The organism is Promicromonospora kroppenstedtii (genome assembly GCF_044389675.1).
GTDB classification, from domain to species: domain Bacteria; phylum Actinomycetota; class Actinomycetes; order Actinomycetales; family Cellulomonadaceae; genus Promicromonospora; species Promicromonospora kroppenstedtii.
The window spans coordinates 13,448-29,623 of sequence record NZ_JBIRYI010000024.1 but is presented as its reverse complement, the minus strand read 5'-3'; the positions used below and the strand labels follow the sequence as shown (position 1 = coordinate 29,623).

The following is a 16,176-nucleotide window of genomic DNA, read 5'->3' as shown; positions in this document are numbered from 1 at the left end:
CCCGCACGCCGTCGATAATCTCTCGCCGCCCGGCGGCGTGCGGGGCACCCTGGTCGTATGACCTCCCCGACCGGCATCGCGCCCGAGCCGACGACCTGGCGCATCCTCGACGTGGCCCCCGCGCCGTCGGCCGACCACCCGGACGCCTGGGCCTACCACGGCATCGCCGCCGTGGACCGCGCCGTCGAGACCGCGAACCTGGGCTACGACGACCTCGCCCACACCGAGCAGCAGCTCGTCAGCAGCATGCTGCACCAGGAGTACGCCGAGAAGCGGCGGTTCGTCGCGGTCCTCGACCGGGCGGACGGCGCCGCGCCCACCAGCGACGACGTCGTCGGCTTCGGGCTGCTGGCGATGAACCGCGACCAGAACACCCACACCGCCGACGTCTACGTAGGCGTGCACCCTGACCACCGCCGGCGCGGCATCGGCAGCGCCCTCGCCGATCAGGCGGAAAGGGTGGCGGCCGACGCGGGCCGGACCACGTTCTTCGGCTGGTCGCTCTCCTCCCGCGAGGCGTCCGACGGCGAGGACGCCCTGGTGCCGGCCACCGGCGCCGGACGGCTGCCCACCGACGCCCCCGGCGTGCGGTTCGCGCTGGGCCGCGGGTACACGCTGGAGCAGGTGGAGCGCATGTCGCGCCTCGACCTGCCCGCGGACCCGGAAGCGCTGGCCGCCTTCGAGACCGAGGCACGGGAGAAGGCCGGCCCCGACTACGTCACGCACACCTGGGAGGGCATCCCCGAGGAATGGCACGAGGGGTACGCCCAGCTCATGACGCGGATGTCGACGGACGTGCCGCAGGGCGACCTCGACTTCGGCGAGGAGACCTGGGACGCCGCGCGCGTGCGGGTCTACCTCCAGGATCGTGCCGACAGCGGCCAGCGCCTGCTGACCACCCTGGTGGAGCACGTCCCGTCCGGCGAGATCGCGGCCGGCACCTCGTTCCTGCTGCAGGACGGCAAGCCGGCGTACGTCTTCCAGGAGGAGACCATCGCGCTCAAGGCGCACCGCGGGCACCGGCTCGGGATGCTCGTCAAGGCCGTGAACCTCCGTGAGCTCGCCGCCCGCTACCCGCGGACGGAACGGGTCCACACCTTCAACGCCGAGGAGAACGCGCACATGCTGGGCATCAACGTGGCCCTGGGCTTCCGCCCCTCGGGCGCGGAGGCCGCCCTGCAGAAGCGCCTCTGACGGTCCCGAACGCAGGAGTCCTGCTCAGGGAACGAGCAGCGCGACCTCTACCGAGGTTCTGTTCAAGCCACGATGTTGCAACGTTTCAGACCCGTTCCCGCGGGCAGGAGATCGTGGCCTGAACAGAACCTCAGGAGGGAACGGTGAGGCGCGCTGCGATGCGCGAGTCACGAACCGGCTGGTGCCGCCCACATCAGACATTCAGCCGCGGCGGCCTACCTTCGAATCCTGCAGCTTGAGTGCTACAGATCATGCACTTCGCCCACGGGTCAGGAGTCTTTGCTACCGCGAAGGCGAGCGGCCAGCCGGCCGTTCGCGATCCTCAGCAGCTGGCGGACGCGTCGGTGCGTGATGCCCGAGCCCGGCTGGTACGGGAGGCGCTCCAGGGGCATCGCCATGGTCATGATCATGACGTCGTCGGACAGGCCGGCCGCCCGCAGCAGCGCCGTCACCGCGGGACCGATCACCGGGTGCGCCATCGCCTCGCCCACCGACGACTCCGGGGTGAGCGGCGCCGCGCCGGGATCGCCCGCCACCTCCACCTCGGCGGTGCCGCGCAGGTCGCGGCTGGAGGCGCCCACCTCGACGCGGTAGGTGCCGCCCTCGACGCGCCACCGGTCGGCGCGGACGTCCCAGTACGCGAGGTCCGGCCGGTGCACGACCAGCTCGACCTCCCGCGACTCCCCCGGCTCCAGGTCGACGACGGCAAACGCCGCGAGCGCGCGCGGCGCCCGCGGGACGGCGGAGCCCGGCAGGGACACGTAGCACTGCACGACCTCGCGCCCGGCCACGCCGCCGGTGTTGGTGACGGTCACGCGCACGGCCAACCCGCCGGCCGAGCCCGCCCGGGTGGTCGAGCCTGTCGAGACCACCAGCCCCGAGTACCCGAACGTCGTGTACGAGAGCCCGTGGCCGAACGGGTACTGCACCGCCAGGTCCCGCGCGTCGTACCAGCGGTAGCCCACGAAGATGCCCTCGCCGTAGGTCACGCGCAGGCCGGTGCCCGGAAAGCTCGTCCACGCGGGGGTGTCCTCGATGCGCAGCGGGACGGTCTCGGCCAGCCGCCCGGACGGGTTCACCCGCCCGAACAGGACGTCGGCGAGCGCCCCGCCGCCGGCCTGGCCCAGCAGCCAGCCCTCGACGATCGCGGGCACCCGGTCGGCGAACCCGGACAGCCGCACCACCGACCCGTTGGAGAGCACCACGACCACGCGGGGGTTGACCGCGAGCACCCGGTCCAGCAGGTCGAGCTGGTCCGCCGGGAGCTCGATGTGCGTGCGGTCGCGGCCCTCGGCCTCGGCCGACTGCGGCAGCCCCGCGAAGAACAGGACGACGCCCGCCTCCCGGGCCGTGGCGACGGCCTCGTCGGCCAGCGCGGCGGCGGCCCGCACGCGGCGGCGGGCGGTCACACGCTTCCGGCCTCCTACCCGGGGGCTCGCCGGCACGGGCCCGTCCCCCGGCCCCAGCTCGTACCCCGGCGCGAACACGACGTCGGCCGCCGAGTCGCTGATCGCCGACAGGGCGTCGTCGATCCGCGTGGGCACGATCTGGGACGAGCCCGCGCCCTGGTAGCGCGGGGCCCGGGCGAGCTCGCCGAGCACGGCTACCCGCGTGCGCGCGGCCAGGGGCAGGAGGCCGTCGTCGTTCTTGAGCAGCACGACCGCGCGGCTCGCCGCCTCGCGGGCGAGCGCGTGGTGCGCGGCGTCGTGCCAGGCCTCGGGATCGTCGCCCCGGTCCCCGAGCTCCGCCGACGACGCGGCCGCGGCCCCGTCCGCCCCGGGAGCCGCACCCCGCGCGGCCTCGGCCCCGAGCGCCAGCGCGACCACCCGGGCGGCCGACCTGTCGACGTCGGCCACGTCGAGGCCGCCCGAGCGGACTGCCGCGACGATCTCCTCGACCCGGGCCTCGCCCGCGCCGGGCATCTCCAGGTCCAGGCCCGCCCGGATGCCGGCGAGGCGGTCGTGGACGGCGCCCCAGTCGGACATGACCAGGCCCTCGAAGCCCCACTCGCCGCGCAGCACGTCGGTGGTCAGCCGGCGGTCCTCGCCGGTGTGGGTGCCGTTGACCCGGTTGTAGGACGACATGAGCGTGGCTGGCCGCGCCCTGGTCACCACGCGCTGGAACGCGCGCAGGTAGATCTCGCGCAGGGTGCGCTCGTCGACGTCGGCGGAGACGCGCATGCGCTCGGTCTCCTGGTTGTTCGCGGCGTAGTGCTTGACGCAAGCGGCTACCCCCTGGCCCTGGATGCCGGTGACCAGGGCGGTACCGATCTCGCCGGCGAGCAGCGGGTCCTCCGCGACGTACTCGAAGTTGCGGCCGCACAGCGGGCTGCGCTTGATGTTGACGCCCGGGCCGAGCACGACGTCGACGGCCCGCGCCCGGGCCTCCGTGCCGACGGCCGCGCCGACCCGGCGCACGAGGTCGACGTCGAACGTGCTGCCCAGGGCCACTGCGGGCGGGAAGCAGGTGGCGGGGAGCGCCCCCTCGATGTCGCCGACGTCGGCCGCGAGCCGCCGCACGCCGTGCGGGCCGTCGGCAAGGTAGACGGGCGGGACGCCGGGCGCCTCCGCGGTGGTCCAGAACGAGGCCCCGGACAGGAGCCGGGCCTTCTGCTGCAGGGTGAGCCGCCGGACGACGTCGGCGGGGCCCGCCGGTGCGGCGGCCGAGACCGCCCGGGCACGCGACCTCTTCGTCATGCGGTCACGCTAGCGGGCCGGCGATAAAGCCGTGCGTCCCCGAACCACCCGGAGCACCCTGGTCCCATGACCACATCCTCCGCAGCACCCGCCCCGGCGACGTCGGCGTGGCGGCTCATGGACCCTCCGCACCCGACCACGCTCGACGAACCCGACGCCTGGGCGTACCGCGGCATCGCGGACGTGCACGCGGCGGCGGCAGTCGTGGACGTCGGCAACGCGGACGGCGCGCCGACGGCGATCGGGATCCTCGTGGGGATGAACAACCAGGACTACCTGCGCAAGGTGCGCCAGGTGGCCGTCGTGGACACGCCCGACGGGCCGCAGGTCGTGGGCAGCGCCTTCATGTTCTTCCACGTGCGGTCCAACCCGGAGCTGGCGATCGGCTTCGTCGCGGTCCACCCGGAGCACCGGCGGCAGGGCATCGGATCGGCCCTGGCGGAGTGGGCCCAGGAGACGGCCCGTGCGGAGGGCCGGACGACGCTCCTGGCCCCCGTCGACTTCGGTCCCCGGCAGGTGGGCGGGCCCGGTGGCGAGACGCTGACCCCGGCGTCGGGCACCGGCGAGGTCGACGCCGCCCTGCCGGGCGTGCGGAGGGCGCGGAAGCTGGGCCTGACGCTCCAGCTCGTGGAGCGCCGCTCGCGCGTCGACCTGCCTGTCCTGCCCGAGGCGATCTCGCGGTTCGAGGCCGAGGCGCGCGCCGTCGCGGGCGACTCGTATCGCGTGCACACCTGGACGGCGCCGATGCCGGAGGAGTGGATCGAGCAGTACGCGGCGCTGGAGCAGGCCCTGGCCGACGACGAGCCGCGCGGCGGCCTCGAGGTCGAGTCCGACGTCTGGGACGTGGAGCGGATCCGCGGCGAGGAGGCGGCCATCGCCGCCAAGGGCGACCAGTACGTGGTGACGGCGGCCGAGCACGTGGCCACGGGCAAGCTGGTCGCGATGACCATGCTGCAGTGGAACGACCTCCAGCCCGAGCACACCAACCAGCAGGCCACGGTGGTGCTCAAGGAGCACCGGGGGCACCGGCTCGGGATGCTCGTGAAGGCGGTCAACCTGCGCGAGCACGCGCGGCTGCGCCCGGAGGCGCAGCGGATCTACACCTGGAACAACGAGGAGAACCCGCACATGCTCGCGATCAACATCGCGCTGGGGTTCGTCCCCGCGGGCGGCAGCGCGGACTTCCAGGGCCCGCTGTAGCCCAGGGCCCGCTCGTCAGAGCAGTTCCGGCGTGAGATCGGGGCCGTCACCGAACGCCGTGTCGTCGTCGAACGGGTGCACGGGGCCACCCAGGGCGGTGTGGCGCAGCCGGAGCAGGTTCTGGTCCACGCCGCCGGGGCTGAGCATCAGCATCCAGTCCTCGGCCATGTCGTGGAGCTCGGTCTCCAGGTTGCCGATCTTCACCACCACGACGTCGGTGCCGCGCGGGTCCAGGCCGATCGCCGTGAAGTCGGACTCCAGGTGGTAGGGCCGGCGGCGTTCGGTCAGGACCACGCGCAGCCCGCCTGCGGCCACGACGCACACGATCCCCGCGAGCGGGTCGTCCGTGCGTACGTGCTCGACCACGCCGCGCAGCGTGACCGGCCCGTGCGGCCCGGCGTCGACCCGGGCCCCGGCCTCCACCTCGACGTCGGCACCCACCCCGGCGGCGGCCACCGCTCGGGCGGCGTCGGCGTCGGGCAGGGCGGCGTAGATGGCGGTGCGGCCGCCGTCGGCGGGCGGGGCCGCGAAGACGGGCTCCGCGAGGAGCCGCGCGAGGGTCCAGGTGACGTCGCCCGCCCCGCCGGCCATGGGGTTGTCGCCGGAGTCCGACAGGACGAACGGCCGCGCGTCACTCGCCAGGACCGCCCGCAGGCACTCCTCGTACGTGCCCGCCGGGGCGACGAGCGCGAACTGGTCGCGCGCGTCCCAGTACCGACGTGCCAGCCGCGCGGCCTCCCGGGTGATGACGGCGTCGTCGTCGCCCATGACCACGACGGCGGCCCGACTGCGTGGCTCGTCCGCCCAGGCGTACCCGACCCAGAGGGAGGCGTCGAGCACGCCGTCCAGCTCGCCGACCCGCGCGACGTCCTCGTAGATGCCCTTCGCGGGCTCCAGCCGGGTGCTCGTCCGCTCCCCCGGCAGCAGCACGGGCACCTGCACCCAGGCCTTGCGCGGCCGGCCCGCCCCGTGGATGCGCCGCAGCAGGTCGGTGGCGGCGCGTTCGCGCGCCTCGTCCTCGTCCTCGTGCGGGGCGGTGCGGTGGCAGGCGATGAGGTCGACGGTCGCCGCAAGCTCCCGCGACACGTTGCCGTGCAGATCCATGGACGCCGAGACCAGGCAGTCCGGCCCGACGGCGGCGCGTACCGCCCGCGCGAGGTCCGCCTCCGCGTCGGTGTACCCGAGCACGGCCATGGCCCCGTGGATCTCCAGCAGCACGCCGTCGAACGGACCCTGCGCCTCCAGCGCCAGGCCGATCTCCGTGCGGACCGTCTCGTAGACGTCCGTGAGGACGGCGCCGCCCGGGAGCGCCCCGGCGCGCAGGATCCCCACCCACTCGGCCTCGCGGCGCAGCGCCGTGCCGTCGCGCAGGAACGGGTACCGCCGGACGAGCTCGTTGCCGCGCAGCAGGGTGAACGCCTCCCAGCCCGAGCGGTGCGGGGAGAACGTGCTGGACTCGATGGCCATGCCGCAGATCGCGATCCGCGGTCTCTGGTGGGTACGGGTCACGCGCGCAGTGTAGGCGGGGTGGGTTACCGGTTCGTACCTGTTCGTCCCCGGCGAAACCGGTCCGTACCCGCCCGGACGCGACAGGACCTCAGGTCACCCCGGTGGCCTGAGGTCCTGTCGGGCGCCTGCGCGGCGGTGTCAGTCGTCGCCGCGGTCGTCCGCGTCGTCGTCGGCGTCGTCCGGCGTGTTGTCGGCCGGGCTCTGGTAGTTCGCGTCGTCGGGCGAGTCCGCCGACTGCGCCGAGCCCGCCGTGTCGACCGCCGACTCGTTCGGCGAGTCCGCCGACTCCGGCGACGGGTCGTAGTTGGCGTCGCCCGGCGAGTCCGCGGACTGCGCGGAGCCCGGGGTGTCGACGGCCGACTCGTTCGGCGAGTCCGCCGACTCGGGCGACGGGTCGGCGGCGGCCGCGCCGTCGTCGGCCCCGGTGCCGCCGGACAGCGCGACGGCGTCGGAGGACGCGGTGTGCGGGGCCGGGTCGTTCAGCGCGGCGGCTGTGGTCGCGCCGGCGACGCCGAGCACGGCGGCCGTCCCGACGACGACCCAGCGCTTCTTCATGGACGAGGGGTTCATGTGCGTGCCTCCCGGTTTCTCCTGGCACCTCGGTCGGATGCCCGCTGACCACGAGTCTGCCCCGCCAGGATGAGGCGACGAGGAGACGAGGATGAGACGGTTCTCATGTGCCGGCGTGCCCTGTCCTGACCGCCCCGCATCAGCCGCGGAACCGGTAGCCGGCGCCGCGCACGGTCTCGATGCGGTCGGCGCCGAGCTTCTTGCGCAGGTACCGCACGTACACGTCCACCACGTTGGACCCGGGGTCGAAGTCGTACCCCCACACCCGCGACAGGAGCTGCTCCCGGGACATGACCTGACCCGGGTGCTGCAGGAAGACCTCCGCGAGCGCGAACTCCCGTGCGGACAGCTCCACCTCCCGGCCCGCCACGGTGGCGGTGCGGGTACGCAGGTCGAGCCCCACGCCCCCGTGCTCCAGGCGGTCGGACGGCGCGGCGTCGCCGGCCGCCTTGCGCAGCCGCAGCCGGATCCGAGCGAGCAGCTCGTCGAAGCCGAACGGCTTGGACATGTAGTCGTCCGCGCCGCCCTCCAGACCCGCCACCCGGTCGGACAGCGAGTCACGCGCGGTGAGGATCACCACGGGCAGCGTGGAGCCGACGTCGCGCAGGCGCTGCAGCACGGTGAACCCGTCCAGCACGGGCAGCCCGATGTCCAGCACCATGAGGTCGTAGCCGCCCGACATGGCGTGGCCGAGCGCCGAGGCGCCGTCGGACACGACCGTGGGCTGGAAGCCGTGCGCCTTGAGGCCCTTGCGCACGAACTGCGCGATGCGCTCCTCGTCCTCCGCGATCAGGATCTGGTTCACGCCGCCTCCTCCGCCGTCGCACGCCTGGTCTCGGGCGGGACCGCCCGCTGCCCGGGCCCGCCGAGGGGCCACGTCATCACGAAGCGTGCGCCACCACCGTCAGACCGTTCCACGACGACGTCGCCGCCGTGCCCCTGCGCGATGGCCCGCACGATCGCGAGGCCCAGGCCGGAGCCCGGCACGCCGCCCGTCGTGCTGCCGCGGGCGAACCGGTCGAAGATGCGCTCCGCCTCCTCGGGCGGCACGCCCGGCCCGGTATCGCGCACCCAGAGCCGCACGGTACGGCCGGCCGGGCCGTCGTACACCTGCGTGCCGATGCCCACCTCGTCGTCGGCCCCGGTGAACTTCACGGCGTTGTCCGCGAGCTGGAGCACCGCCTGGGTGAGCCGGTGCGCGTCGGCTGCCACCTCGACGTCGGCCCGCGCGTCCACCACCCAGCGGCGGGCGCCCAGCGCCCGCGCCTTGTCGTGCACGTCGTCCGTGAACCGGCCCAGCTCCACGGGCGCGAGGGAGACGAAGTCGGACCGCTCCGCCTTGGCGAGCAGCACGAGCTCCTCCACGATCTGGCCCATCCGGGACGTCTCGTCGAGCAGCAGGTCACGGGTCTCGCGCACGTCCTCCGGGTCGTCGGGGTCGAGCACCTCGAGGTGGCCGCGCAGCACGGTCAGCGGCGTGCGCAGCTCGTGCCCGGCGTCGTCCAGGAACCGGCGCTGCGTCTCGATGGCCGTCGACAGCCGGTCGAGCATGGTGTTGAACGCGCCCGCGAGCTCGCCCAGGTCGTCGTCGGTCGCGACGGGGACACGCTGGGACAGGTCGGTCTCGGTGACCCGCGCCGCGGTGGCGCTGAGCTGGCGCAGCGGGCGCAGGAGGCGGCTCACCACGAGCCAGGCGAACAGCCCCAGCAGGACGAGCGCCACGCAGCAGACGATCGCGTACGTGCGCATCACGGCGGTCTCGGCGGCGAGCGACCGGTCCAGCGCGGCCGCCATGACGTATGCGCCCACCTCCTGCCTGTCCGCCACGGTTACCGGCACGACGACGAACCACACCCGGCCGATCTCGGTCTCGATCTCCTGCTCGACGGTTGTGGCCGACTGTGGCGTCAGCCCGGCGACGACCTCCTGGACCACCGGGTCGTCCGCGACCACCCTGCTGAACGTGGGCGGGCTGGACTGCTGGTACACGCCGTCCAGATAGCTCACGAACATCTCGTTGGTGCCCGGGACGTTGCGCTCCATGGCGACGCTCATCAGCCGCCCGGCGCCACGGAAGTCCTCGCCGGTCTCCGGGTCGACGCCCTCTTTCGCGAGTGCCTGCAGCTCGCGGATCTCCTGGTCGAAGTCCTCGGAGATGTCGTCCATGATCTGCTGGGACTGGATGGCATGGGTGAGCAGCCCGGCCGCGAGCAGCCCGATCGCGGTCACCGCCACGACCACCGCGACCACCTTGGCCCGGACCGAGGGCCGGCGCAGGCTCATGCGTGGCCCACGCCCGCGGCCGCGAGGCGCGAGCCGTCGAGCCAGGCGGCGACGACGTCCAGCCGGCGCGACGTGGCCGCCTGCCAGTGCCGCTCCTGCACGCGGTGCGGGCCGGTGGCCAGCGAGAGCAGCACGCCGGCGACGCGCGCGGCCAGGTCGCTCCGGTCGGCACCCCTGCTGCCGGGCGCGGTCACGAACCCGGCCGCGTAGTCGGCCGCGAGCCGGTGCATCCGCGCCGCGCGGGCCACCTGCTCGGGGTCGGAGCCGCCCACGAGCGACAGCACGTCCAGGTGGGCCACCAGGCAGGCGAGGTCGTCGGCCCGGTGCCCCGGCCCCGCGGAGTCGACGTCGAGCAGGCCGGTGACGTGCCCGTCGGTGAGCATGATCTGCGCCTCGTACAGGTCGCCGTGCGTCGGGTCGGCGCCGACTCCCCGCTCTGCGAGGCGCTCCGCGACGGCGCCCGCCAGGTCGCTCGCCCGCCCGGCCTCGGCGGGGAGGGCCGCGCCGATCACGCCCGCGTAGTGCTGCGCGGACTCGCTCCAGGCCGGACGGCGTGGCAGGTCGCGCACCTCGGCCGGGAGCCGGTCGAGCAGGTTCAGGATCTCCGCCGGGGACGGGATGCGCCCGCCGTCGCGGACGGCAGCGCGCATCTCGGTGCCGCGCAGCGGGGACAGCACCAGCAGGCCGTCGTCGGACCAGCCGAGCGGGCGCGGCACCGGCAGCCCGGCCCGGGACAGCAGCGCGTGCCGCTGGTGCAGGTCCGCGACCTTGCGCGGTCGCAGCACCTTGAGGAACACCCGGGACGACGCCGCCGTGGCCTCCAGCACCGCGCGCCGCGTGGGCCGGTAGGCGCGGACCGTGAGCTCAGGATGCGCGCGCTCGCGCGGGCCCACGCCCAGCCCCGCCAGCAGCTCCTCGACGGCGGCCGGGTCGAACGCGCGCGGCAGGGCCGGCAGCGCGGGGTCGCCAGGGAACCGCCAGACGGTGACCGTCGCGTCGCCGTCGGACAGCGTGACCACGCCCGGCTTGCGGCCGTCCCGCGCCCGGCCGACGCTCGCGCCCAGCGTCTCGGAGCGCTCCACGCCGTTCCAGCGCACGGTGGCGCGGTAGGCGACGGTCGTGGTCGAGCCGGGTCGGTGGTCCACCTGCCGCACCCGCCAGTCGACCAGCTCTCCGCCCGCCGTCGCCACGGCGGCGTCGAGGAGCCCCGCGGCGGACTCGCCGGTCAGCAGATCGAGGTGCGTGGTCATCACGTCATCCTCGCAGCCGGGCGGGGCAGAAGCGCCCCGATCCGGATGAGAATCCTCTAACCCTGCACGGAAGGCCCGGGGAGACGCGCACGTCTCCCCGGGCTCAGGCCGGCGTCGTCAGGCGCGCAGCTCGCGGTACTTCGCGATGAGCGCCGCGGTCGACGGGTCCTGCGCGGCGAGCGCGGCCTCGTCGCCGGCCACCGCCGGGGCGATCTCGAGCGCGAGCTTCTTGCCGAGCTCCACGCCCCACTGGTCGAACGAGTCGATGCCCCACACGACACCCTGCACGAACGTGATGTGCTCGTACAGCGCCACGAGCTGCCCCAGCACGGACGGGGTCAGCGCGGGCGCCAGGATCGACGTCGTGGGCCGGTTGCCGCTGAACACCTTGGCCGAGACCAGGTCCTCGGCGACGCCCTCGGCGCGCACCTCGTCGGCCGTCTTGCCGAACGCGAGCGCCTTGGTCTGCGCGAAGAAGTTCGCGAGGAACAGGCCGTGCACGTCCGCCCCGGCGGCCACCGCTCCCCCGTCGCCCACGGCGTCGGCCAGGGGGTAGGCGGGGTTGGCCACGGCGATGAAGTCGGCCGGGATGAGCCGCGTGCCCTGGTGGATGAGCTGGTAGAACGCGTGCTGGCCGTTGGTGCCGGGCTCGCCCCAGAAGACCTCGCCGGTCTCGGACGTGACGGGCGTGCCGTCCCAGCGCACGGACTTGCCGTTGGACTCCATGGTGAGCTGCTGCAGGTACGCCGGGAACCGGTGGAGCTGCTGCGCGTACGGCAGGACGGCGTGCGTGTGCGCGTCGCGGAAGTTCACGTACCAGACGTTGAGCAGGCCCATGAGCGCCGGCACGTTCTGCTCGAACGGCGTGGTGCGGAAGTGCTCGTCCATGGCGTGGAAGCCCGCCAGGAAGTCGGCGAAGGCGTCCGGCCCGATCGCGACGGCGAGCGAGGTACCGATGGCCGAGTCCACGGAGTAGCGGCCGCCCACCCAGTCCCAGAACCCGAAGGCGTTGGCGGGGTCGATACCGAACGCCTCGACCTTGTCGAGGGCGGTGGAGACGGCGACGAAGTGCTTGGCGACGGCGTCGGCGCGCCCGTCCTCGGAGTCCTCGATGGCGCCGGCGGCGACCAGCGAGCGCCAGAGCCAGTCGCGGGCGAGCCGCGCGTTGGTGAGGGTCTCCAGCGTGCCGAAGGTCTTGGACGCGACGATGAACAGCGTGGTGGTCGGGTCCAGGTCGGCCGTCTTCTGGGCGACGTCGGTGGGGTCGATGTTGGAGACGAACCGCACCTCCAGGCCGTCCTGGACGTAGGGCTCGAGCGCCTCGTACGCCATGACCGGGCCCAGGTCGGAGCCGCCGATGCCGATGTTCACGATGGTCCGCACGGCCTCGCCGGTGACGCCGGTCCACTCTCCGGAGCGCACCTGCTCGGCGAACGCGTAGACCTTGGCGAGCTCATCGGCGACGTCGGCCGTGACGTCCTGGCCGTCCACGGTGAAGGGCTCGTCCGAGGGGCGGCGCAGCGCGGTGTGCAGCACGGCGCGGTCCTCGGTGACGTTGATGTGCCGGCCGGCGAACATCGCGTCCCGGTGCTCCGCGAGGCCCACCTCCTCGGCGAGCGCGAGCAGCGCGGCGAGCACGTCGTCGGTGACCAGGTTCTTCGAGAGGTCCACGTGCAGGTCGCCGGCCTGATGGCTCAGCCGGGCGGCCCGCTCGGGGTCGGCGGCGAACCAGCCGCGCAGGTCGGGGTCGAGGTTCTTGGAGAGCTCGGTGAGCGAGCCCCAGGCGTTGGTGGTGGTGGCGTCGACAGGCACACGGGCCGGCTCTGAGGTCATGACTCAACCGTAGTGCGGAGGGCGCCGGCCGCAGCCTCGGCCAGTGTCTGATCCGTCACCTCGTAGCCGGTGTCGCCCCCGCCGCCGGGACCGCCGGCGTCGGCCACGGTCCTCCTCGCGGACAGGTGCACCGCGTCCACGCCCACGCCGACCAGGGCGGGGATGTCGGCGGCCGTCACGCCGCCGCCGGCCATGATCTCGATGCCCAGCTCCGCGCTGCGCTCGACCAGGGCGGCCAGCCGGTCGAGGCCGTCGGCCGCGCGGGCGGCGCCGCCCGAGGTCAGGACGCGCGCGACGCCCAGCTCGGCCAGCACGTCCAGCGCCGCGAGCGGGTCGGGCACCACGTCGAGCGCGCGGTGAAAGGTCACCTCGGCGTCCTCGGCCGCGGAGACCAGGTCGCGCGTGCGCGCGACGTCCACGGTGCCGGACGGCGTCAGCGCGCCCACGACGACGCCGTCGGCGCCCGCGTCGACCGCAAGCACCACCTCGCGGAGCATGAGCTCGTGCTCGGCGGGCGAGTAGACGAACCCGCCCGGCCGCGGGCGCACCAGCACGTGCACCTCGAGGATCGGGGCGCTGTCCGACGACGGCACCACCGCCGCGGCGTCGATCACCGCCTCGAGCAGCGCGGCGCTGGGCGTGATGCCGCCGGTGGCGCCGAGCGCGGAGCAGAGCTCGACGCGCCGGGCGCCGACGTCGGCTGCGATCACCGCCCCGGCCGGGTCCTGGACAGCGAGCTCGAGAGCGACACGTGGGGGCACGTGCGAAAGCGTAGCCGGGCGCGGCGCGGCCGTTCGCCCGCCGTCCCGGGTGCGCAGTGGGTAGGGTCCCATGGCATGGCCATCGATCCCAGTGCGATCCTCCAGGGTCGCGCCCCCGGGCGTGCCCCTGTCGGAGTGATCGTCGGGATCGTCTTCGCGTCGGTCTGCCTGCTCGTGATCCTCGCGTTCGACGCGGTGACGGGCGGGGGCTCGTTCGTCGTCGGGCTGCTGCTGGCGCTGCTGCCGGTCGCCGTCTGGCTGCCGCTCGTGCTCGCGCTGGACCGCCTGGAGCCGGAACCGCCCAACGCGCTGATCTTCGCGTTCCTGTGGGGCGCGGGCGTCGCGGCGCTGTTCGCGAGCATCCTCAACACGCTCGGGCTGTCGCTGCTCACCGAGACCGAGCTCACGGGCGAGGAGGAGGGCTGGTACGTCGTCGCGACGTTCGGCGCGCCCGTGGTGGAGGAGCTGCTCAAGGGCGCCGTCCTGTTCGGCATGCTCTGGTGGCGGCGGCAGGAGCTGAACGGGCCCACCGACGGCGTCATCTACGCCGCGATGGTGGGGCTCGGCTTCGCCGCGACCGAGAACGTGCAGTACTTCATCGACGCCCTGGACTCGGACCAGCTCGGGTACGTGTTCGTGCTGCGGGCCGTCGTGTCGCCGCTGCTGCACCCGCTGTGCACCGCCATGACGGGTATCGGCGTGGCGGTCGCCGCCCTGGCCGGGCCGGGCCGCCTGCGCCGCACCGCGCCCCTGTACGGGCTGCTCGGCGCGATCGCCCTCCACAGCCTGTGGAACGGATCCACGAAGTTCGGCCTGATCGGCCTCGGGTTCGCCTACCTGGTCGGGTTCGTCGTGCTGATCGTGCTGATCGTGATCCTGGCCCGCGACCGGCGCCGGATCGTCCAGCTCATCGAGCACTACCTGCCGCTGTACGGGCCGGTCGGCATCGTCACGCCCGACGACCTGCGCATGCTGTCCAGCCTGCCGGGCCGCCGCGCGGCCCGCGGCTGGGCCCGGGCGGCCGGCGGCCGCCCGGCCGAGCGGGCGATGACGGACTACCAGCAGGCCGCGACCGAGCTCGCGCTGCTGCACCAGCGGGCCGGCGCGCAGCGCGACCTGGACCCGCACGGCCTGGAGCAGCAGCGGCAGTACCTCGTGTGGGTCATGCAGCAGGCGCGGGCCGCGTTCATGGCGCGGCTGCCGCACCCGCCGGCGTCGCCGTGGGGCACCACGGGCTTCCGCCCGCCGGGCCAACCCTGACGCCTGGCGTCAGGCCCCGACGAGGTCCACGATCACCGCGCGGAGCAGCGCCGTGCGGTCGGCGATCCGGTCGACCAGCACGTGCTCGTCGTCGGCGTGCGCGCCGCCGCCCACCGCGCCCAGCCCGTCCAGGGTCGGCGTACCGACGCCGGCGGCGAAGTTGCCGTCGGACGCCCCGCCCACGGCCACGCCGGTGAGCTCCGGCAGGCCCGCCTCCCGTGCCAGCCGGGAGGCCCGCTCGAACAGGTCCGCGGACAGCGCGCGCTCCAGCGGCGGCCGGTTGATTCCGCCCTCGATCTCCAGCGCGGCGCCCGGGAGCACGGGCGCCAGCGCCCGCAGGGCGGCGTCGACCCGCTCCTGCTCGGCGACCGTGCGGGCCCGCACGTCCACCGCGAACGACGCCTCGGCCGGCACGGTGTTGCGCGTCGTGCCCGCCGCGGCGACCGTCGGCACCACGGTGGTGCCGAGCTCCGGGTCGCCCAGCGCCGCGACCGCGAGCACCTGGTGCGCCAGCTCGACCACCGCGTTCACACCCTTCTCGGGCTCCAGCCCGGCGTGCGCGGCGCGGCCCTTGACCAGCACCTCGTAGATCGAGGTGCCCTTGCGCTCCACCTTGAGGGCGCCGCCGTCGGCCGAGGCCTCCAGGACCAGGGCCGCCGCAGCGCCGCGCGCCTCGTCCTCGATCAACGCCTGGGACGACGGCGAGCCGAGCTCCTCGTCGCCCGTGACCAGCAGGGTGACGCCGGTGCGGTCCGGCAGGGAGCCCAGCACGTGCAGCGCCATGGCCAGGCCGGTCTTCATGTCGAAGCTGCCGGGGCCGCGCAGCACGCCGTCCGAGATGCCGAACGGGTGCGTCCGGAGCGAGCCCAGCGGCCACACCGTGTCGTGGTGCGCGAGCACCAGCACGCGGGTCGGGCCGCCGAGCCGCCACCGCAGGTGGATGCCGAGCCGCTCGGGCTCGACGCCGAGGTGCGCCGTGCCGAGCCGGGCCACCAGGTCGGCGGACCGGGCCAGCGCGCCCGGGTCCGACGACGGTGACTCGCACTCGACCAGCGTCCGCAGGTCCGCGATCAGGGCTTCGGTGTCGGTGTCCGGGCGGGCAGGGGTCTCGTGGAAGGGCATGGGTGCACGCTATCCGGCCGGGATCAGGCCCGACGCAGCCCCAGCGCGACGATCACGCCGACCACCAGGTGCTCGGTCACCAGCAGCGCGACCGTCGCCGGCGTGGTGCCGCTCGCGGCCCCGGTGAGCGATACGAGCAGGGCCGCGCCGCACAGCAGGAGCCACGCCACCTCGCCGCCACCCTTGGTCAGGCGCGCCACGAGCGCCCGGGCGCCCCATCCGGCGAAGCCGGCCACGAGCGCGACGACCGCCGCCGCGACGACGGTCACGGGCTGGGTGCTCGCCCCGGCCTGCGCCTCCGGGTCCACGCCGAGCGCCGCGCCGACGAGCCAGACCGCCACGGCGGCGACGGCGGCGGCGAGCGGCACCGTCCACGCGGGCCACGGGCTACGGGTCACCAGGTTCTCGGCCATGCGTCCTTCTCCTTCTCGGCACGTCCGTCGCGCCTGGTCACAGCCTCCTGGCCCGACGTCGTCCGGGGCATCCGTCCGGGGTACC

General features: G+C 74.4%; 13 protein-coding genes. 3 read left to right on the top strand and 10 right to left on the bottom strand.

What is annotated here, in order from left to right:
- The first annotated feature begins 57 nt into the window (after positions 1-57).
- Positions 58-1,194, top strand: coding sequence for a GNAT family N-acetyltransferase (locus tag ACH47X_RS25915; protein ID WP_397408184.1), 1,137 nt, complete (start codon positions 58-60; stop codon positions 1,192-1,194).
- A gap of 269 nt (positions 1,195-1,463) precedes the next feature.
- On the opposite strand, the gene ACH47X_RS25910 is transcribed toward ACH47X_RS25915, so the two are convergent.
- Entirely contained in the window at positions 1,464-3,890 is a 2,427-nt protein-coding gene (locus ACH47X_RS25910) for a glycoside hydrolase family 3 C-terminal domain-containing protein (protein ID WP_397408182.1), read from the bottom strand.
- 66 nt (positions 3,891-3,956) lie between these two features.
- Between ACH47X_RS25910 and ACH47X_RS25905 the strand changes: the two genes are divergently transcribed.
- A complete protein-coding gene (locus tag ACH47X_RS25905; protein WP_397408180.1) occupies positions 3,957-5,090 on the top strand; it encodes a GNAT family N-acetyltransferase in 1,134 nt (377 codons plus the stop codon).
- Between the two features lie 15 nt (positions 5,091-5,105).
- On the opposite strand, the gene ACH47X_RS25900 is transcribed toward ACH47X_RS25905, so the two are convergent.
- The 7 genes from ACH47X_RS25900 to ACH47X_RS25870 all read right to left on the bottom strand — a co-directional run bounded on the left by ACH47X_RS25900 (position 5,106) and on the right by ACH47X_RS25870 (position 13,296).
- On the bottom strand, positions 5,106-6,599 hold the full coding sequence (locus ACH47X_RS25900; protein ID WP_397408178.1) for a M81 family metallopeptidase: 1,494 nt from the start codon (positions 6,597-6,599) through the stop codon (positions 5,106-5,108).
- A 138-nt stretch (positions 6,600-6,737) separates the two neighbouring features.
- Positions 6,738-7,169 (bottom strand): hypothetical protein, encoded by a 432-nt coding sequence (locus ACH47X_RS25895; protein ID WP_397408176.1) that lies wholly within the window; start codon positions 7,167-7,169, stop codon positions 6,738-6,740.
- 139 nt (positions 7,170-7,308) lie between these two features.
- Positions 7,309-7,974 (bottom strand): response regulator transcription factor, encoded by a 666-nt coding sequence (locus ACH47X_RS25890; protein ID WP_036967718.1) that lies wholly within the window; start codon positions 7,972-7,974, stop codon positions 7,309-7,311.
- Positions 7,971-9,452, bottom strand: a complete 1,482-nt coding sequence (locus tag ACH47X_RS25885) for a sensor histidine kinase (protein WP_397408173.1) — start codon at positions 9,450-9,452, stop codon at positions 7,971-7,973. The genes ACH47X_RS25890 and ACH47X_RS25885 overlap by 4 nt, the downstream gene beginning before the upstream one ends.
- On the bottom strand, positions 9,449-10,702 hold the full coding sequence (locus tag ACH47X_RS25880) for a phosphotransferase (RefSeq protein WP_397408171.1): 1,254 nt from the start codon (positions 10,700-10,702) through the stop codon (positions 9,449-9,451). The genes ACH47X_RS25885 and ACH47X_RS25880 overlap by 4 nt, the downstream gene beginning before the upstream one ends.
- Positions 10,703-10,819: 117 nt before the next feature.
- Positions 10,820-12,535, bottom strand: a complete 1,716-nt coding sequence (gene pgi, locus ACH47X_RS25875) for a glucose-6-phosphate isomerase (protein ID WP_397408169.1) — start codon at positions 12,533-12,535, stop codon at positions 10,820-10,822.
- Positions 12,532-13,296, bottom strand: a complete 765-nt coding sequence (locus tag ACH47X_RS25870) for a copper homeostasis protein CutC (protein ID WP_397408167.1) — start codon at positions 13,294-13,296, stop codon at positions 12,532-12,534. Before ACH47X_RS25870 ends, pgi begins: the two co-directional genes overlap by 4 nt.
- 75 nt (positions 13,297-13,371) lie before the next feature.
- Between ACH47X_RS25870 and ACH47X_RS25865 the strand changes: the two genes are divergently transcribed.
- The gene (locus ACH47X_RS25865; protein WP_397408165.1) at positions 13,372-14,556 is read left to right on the top strand and encodes a PrsW family intramembrane metalloprotease; all 1,185 of its coding nucleotides are present in this window, start codon (positions 13,372-13,374) and stop codon (positions 14,554-14,556) included.
- A 9-nt stretch (positions 14,557-14,565) separates the two neighbouring features.
- Here the strand turns inward: ACH47X_RS25865 and ACH47X_RS25860 are convergent, their stop codons facing one another.
- Both ACH47X_RS25860 and ACH47X_RS25855 read right to left on the bottom strand, forming a co-directional pair.
- The gene (locus tag ACH47X_RS25860) at positions 14,566-15,678 is read right to left on the bottom strand and encodes a M20 family metallopeptidase (RefSeq protein ID WP_397408163.1); all 1,113 of its coding nucleotides are present in this window, start codon (positions 15,676-15,678) and stop codon (positions 14,566-14,568) included.
- Between the two features lie 23 nt (positions 15,679-15,701).
- Positions 15,702-16,091, bottom strand: coding sequence for a DUF6069 family protein (locus ACH47X_RS25855; RefSeq protein WP_397408161.1), 390 nt, complete (start codon positions 16,089-16,091; stop codon positions 15,702-15,704).
- Positions 16,092-16,176 lie beyond the last annotated feature (85 nt).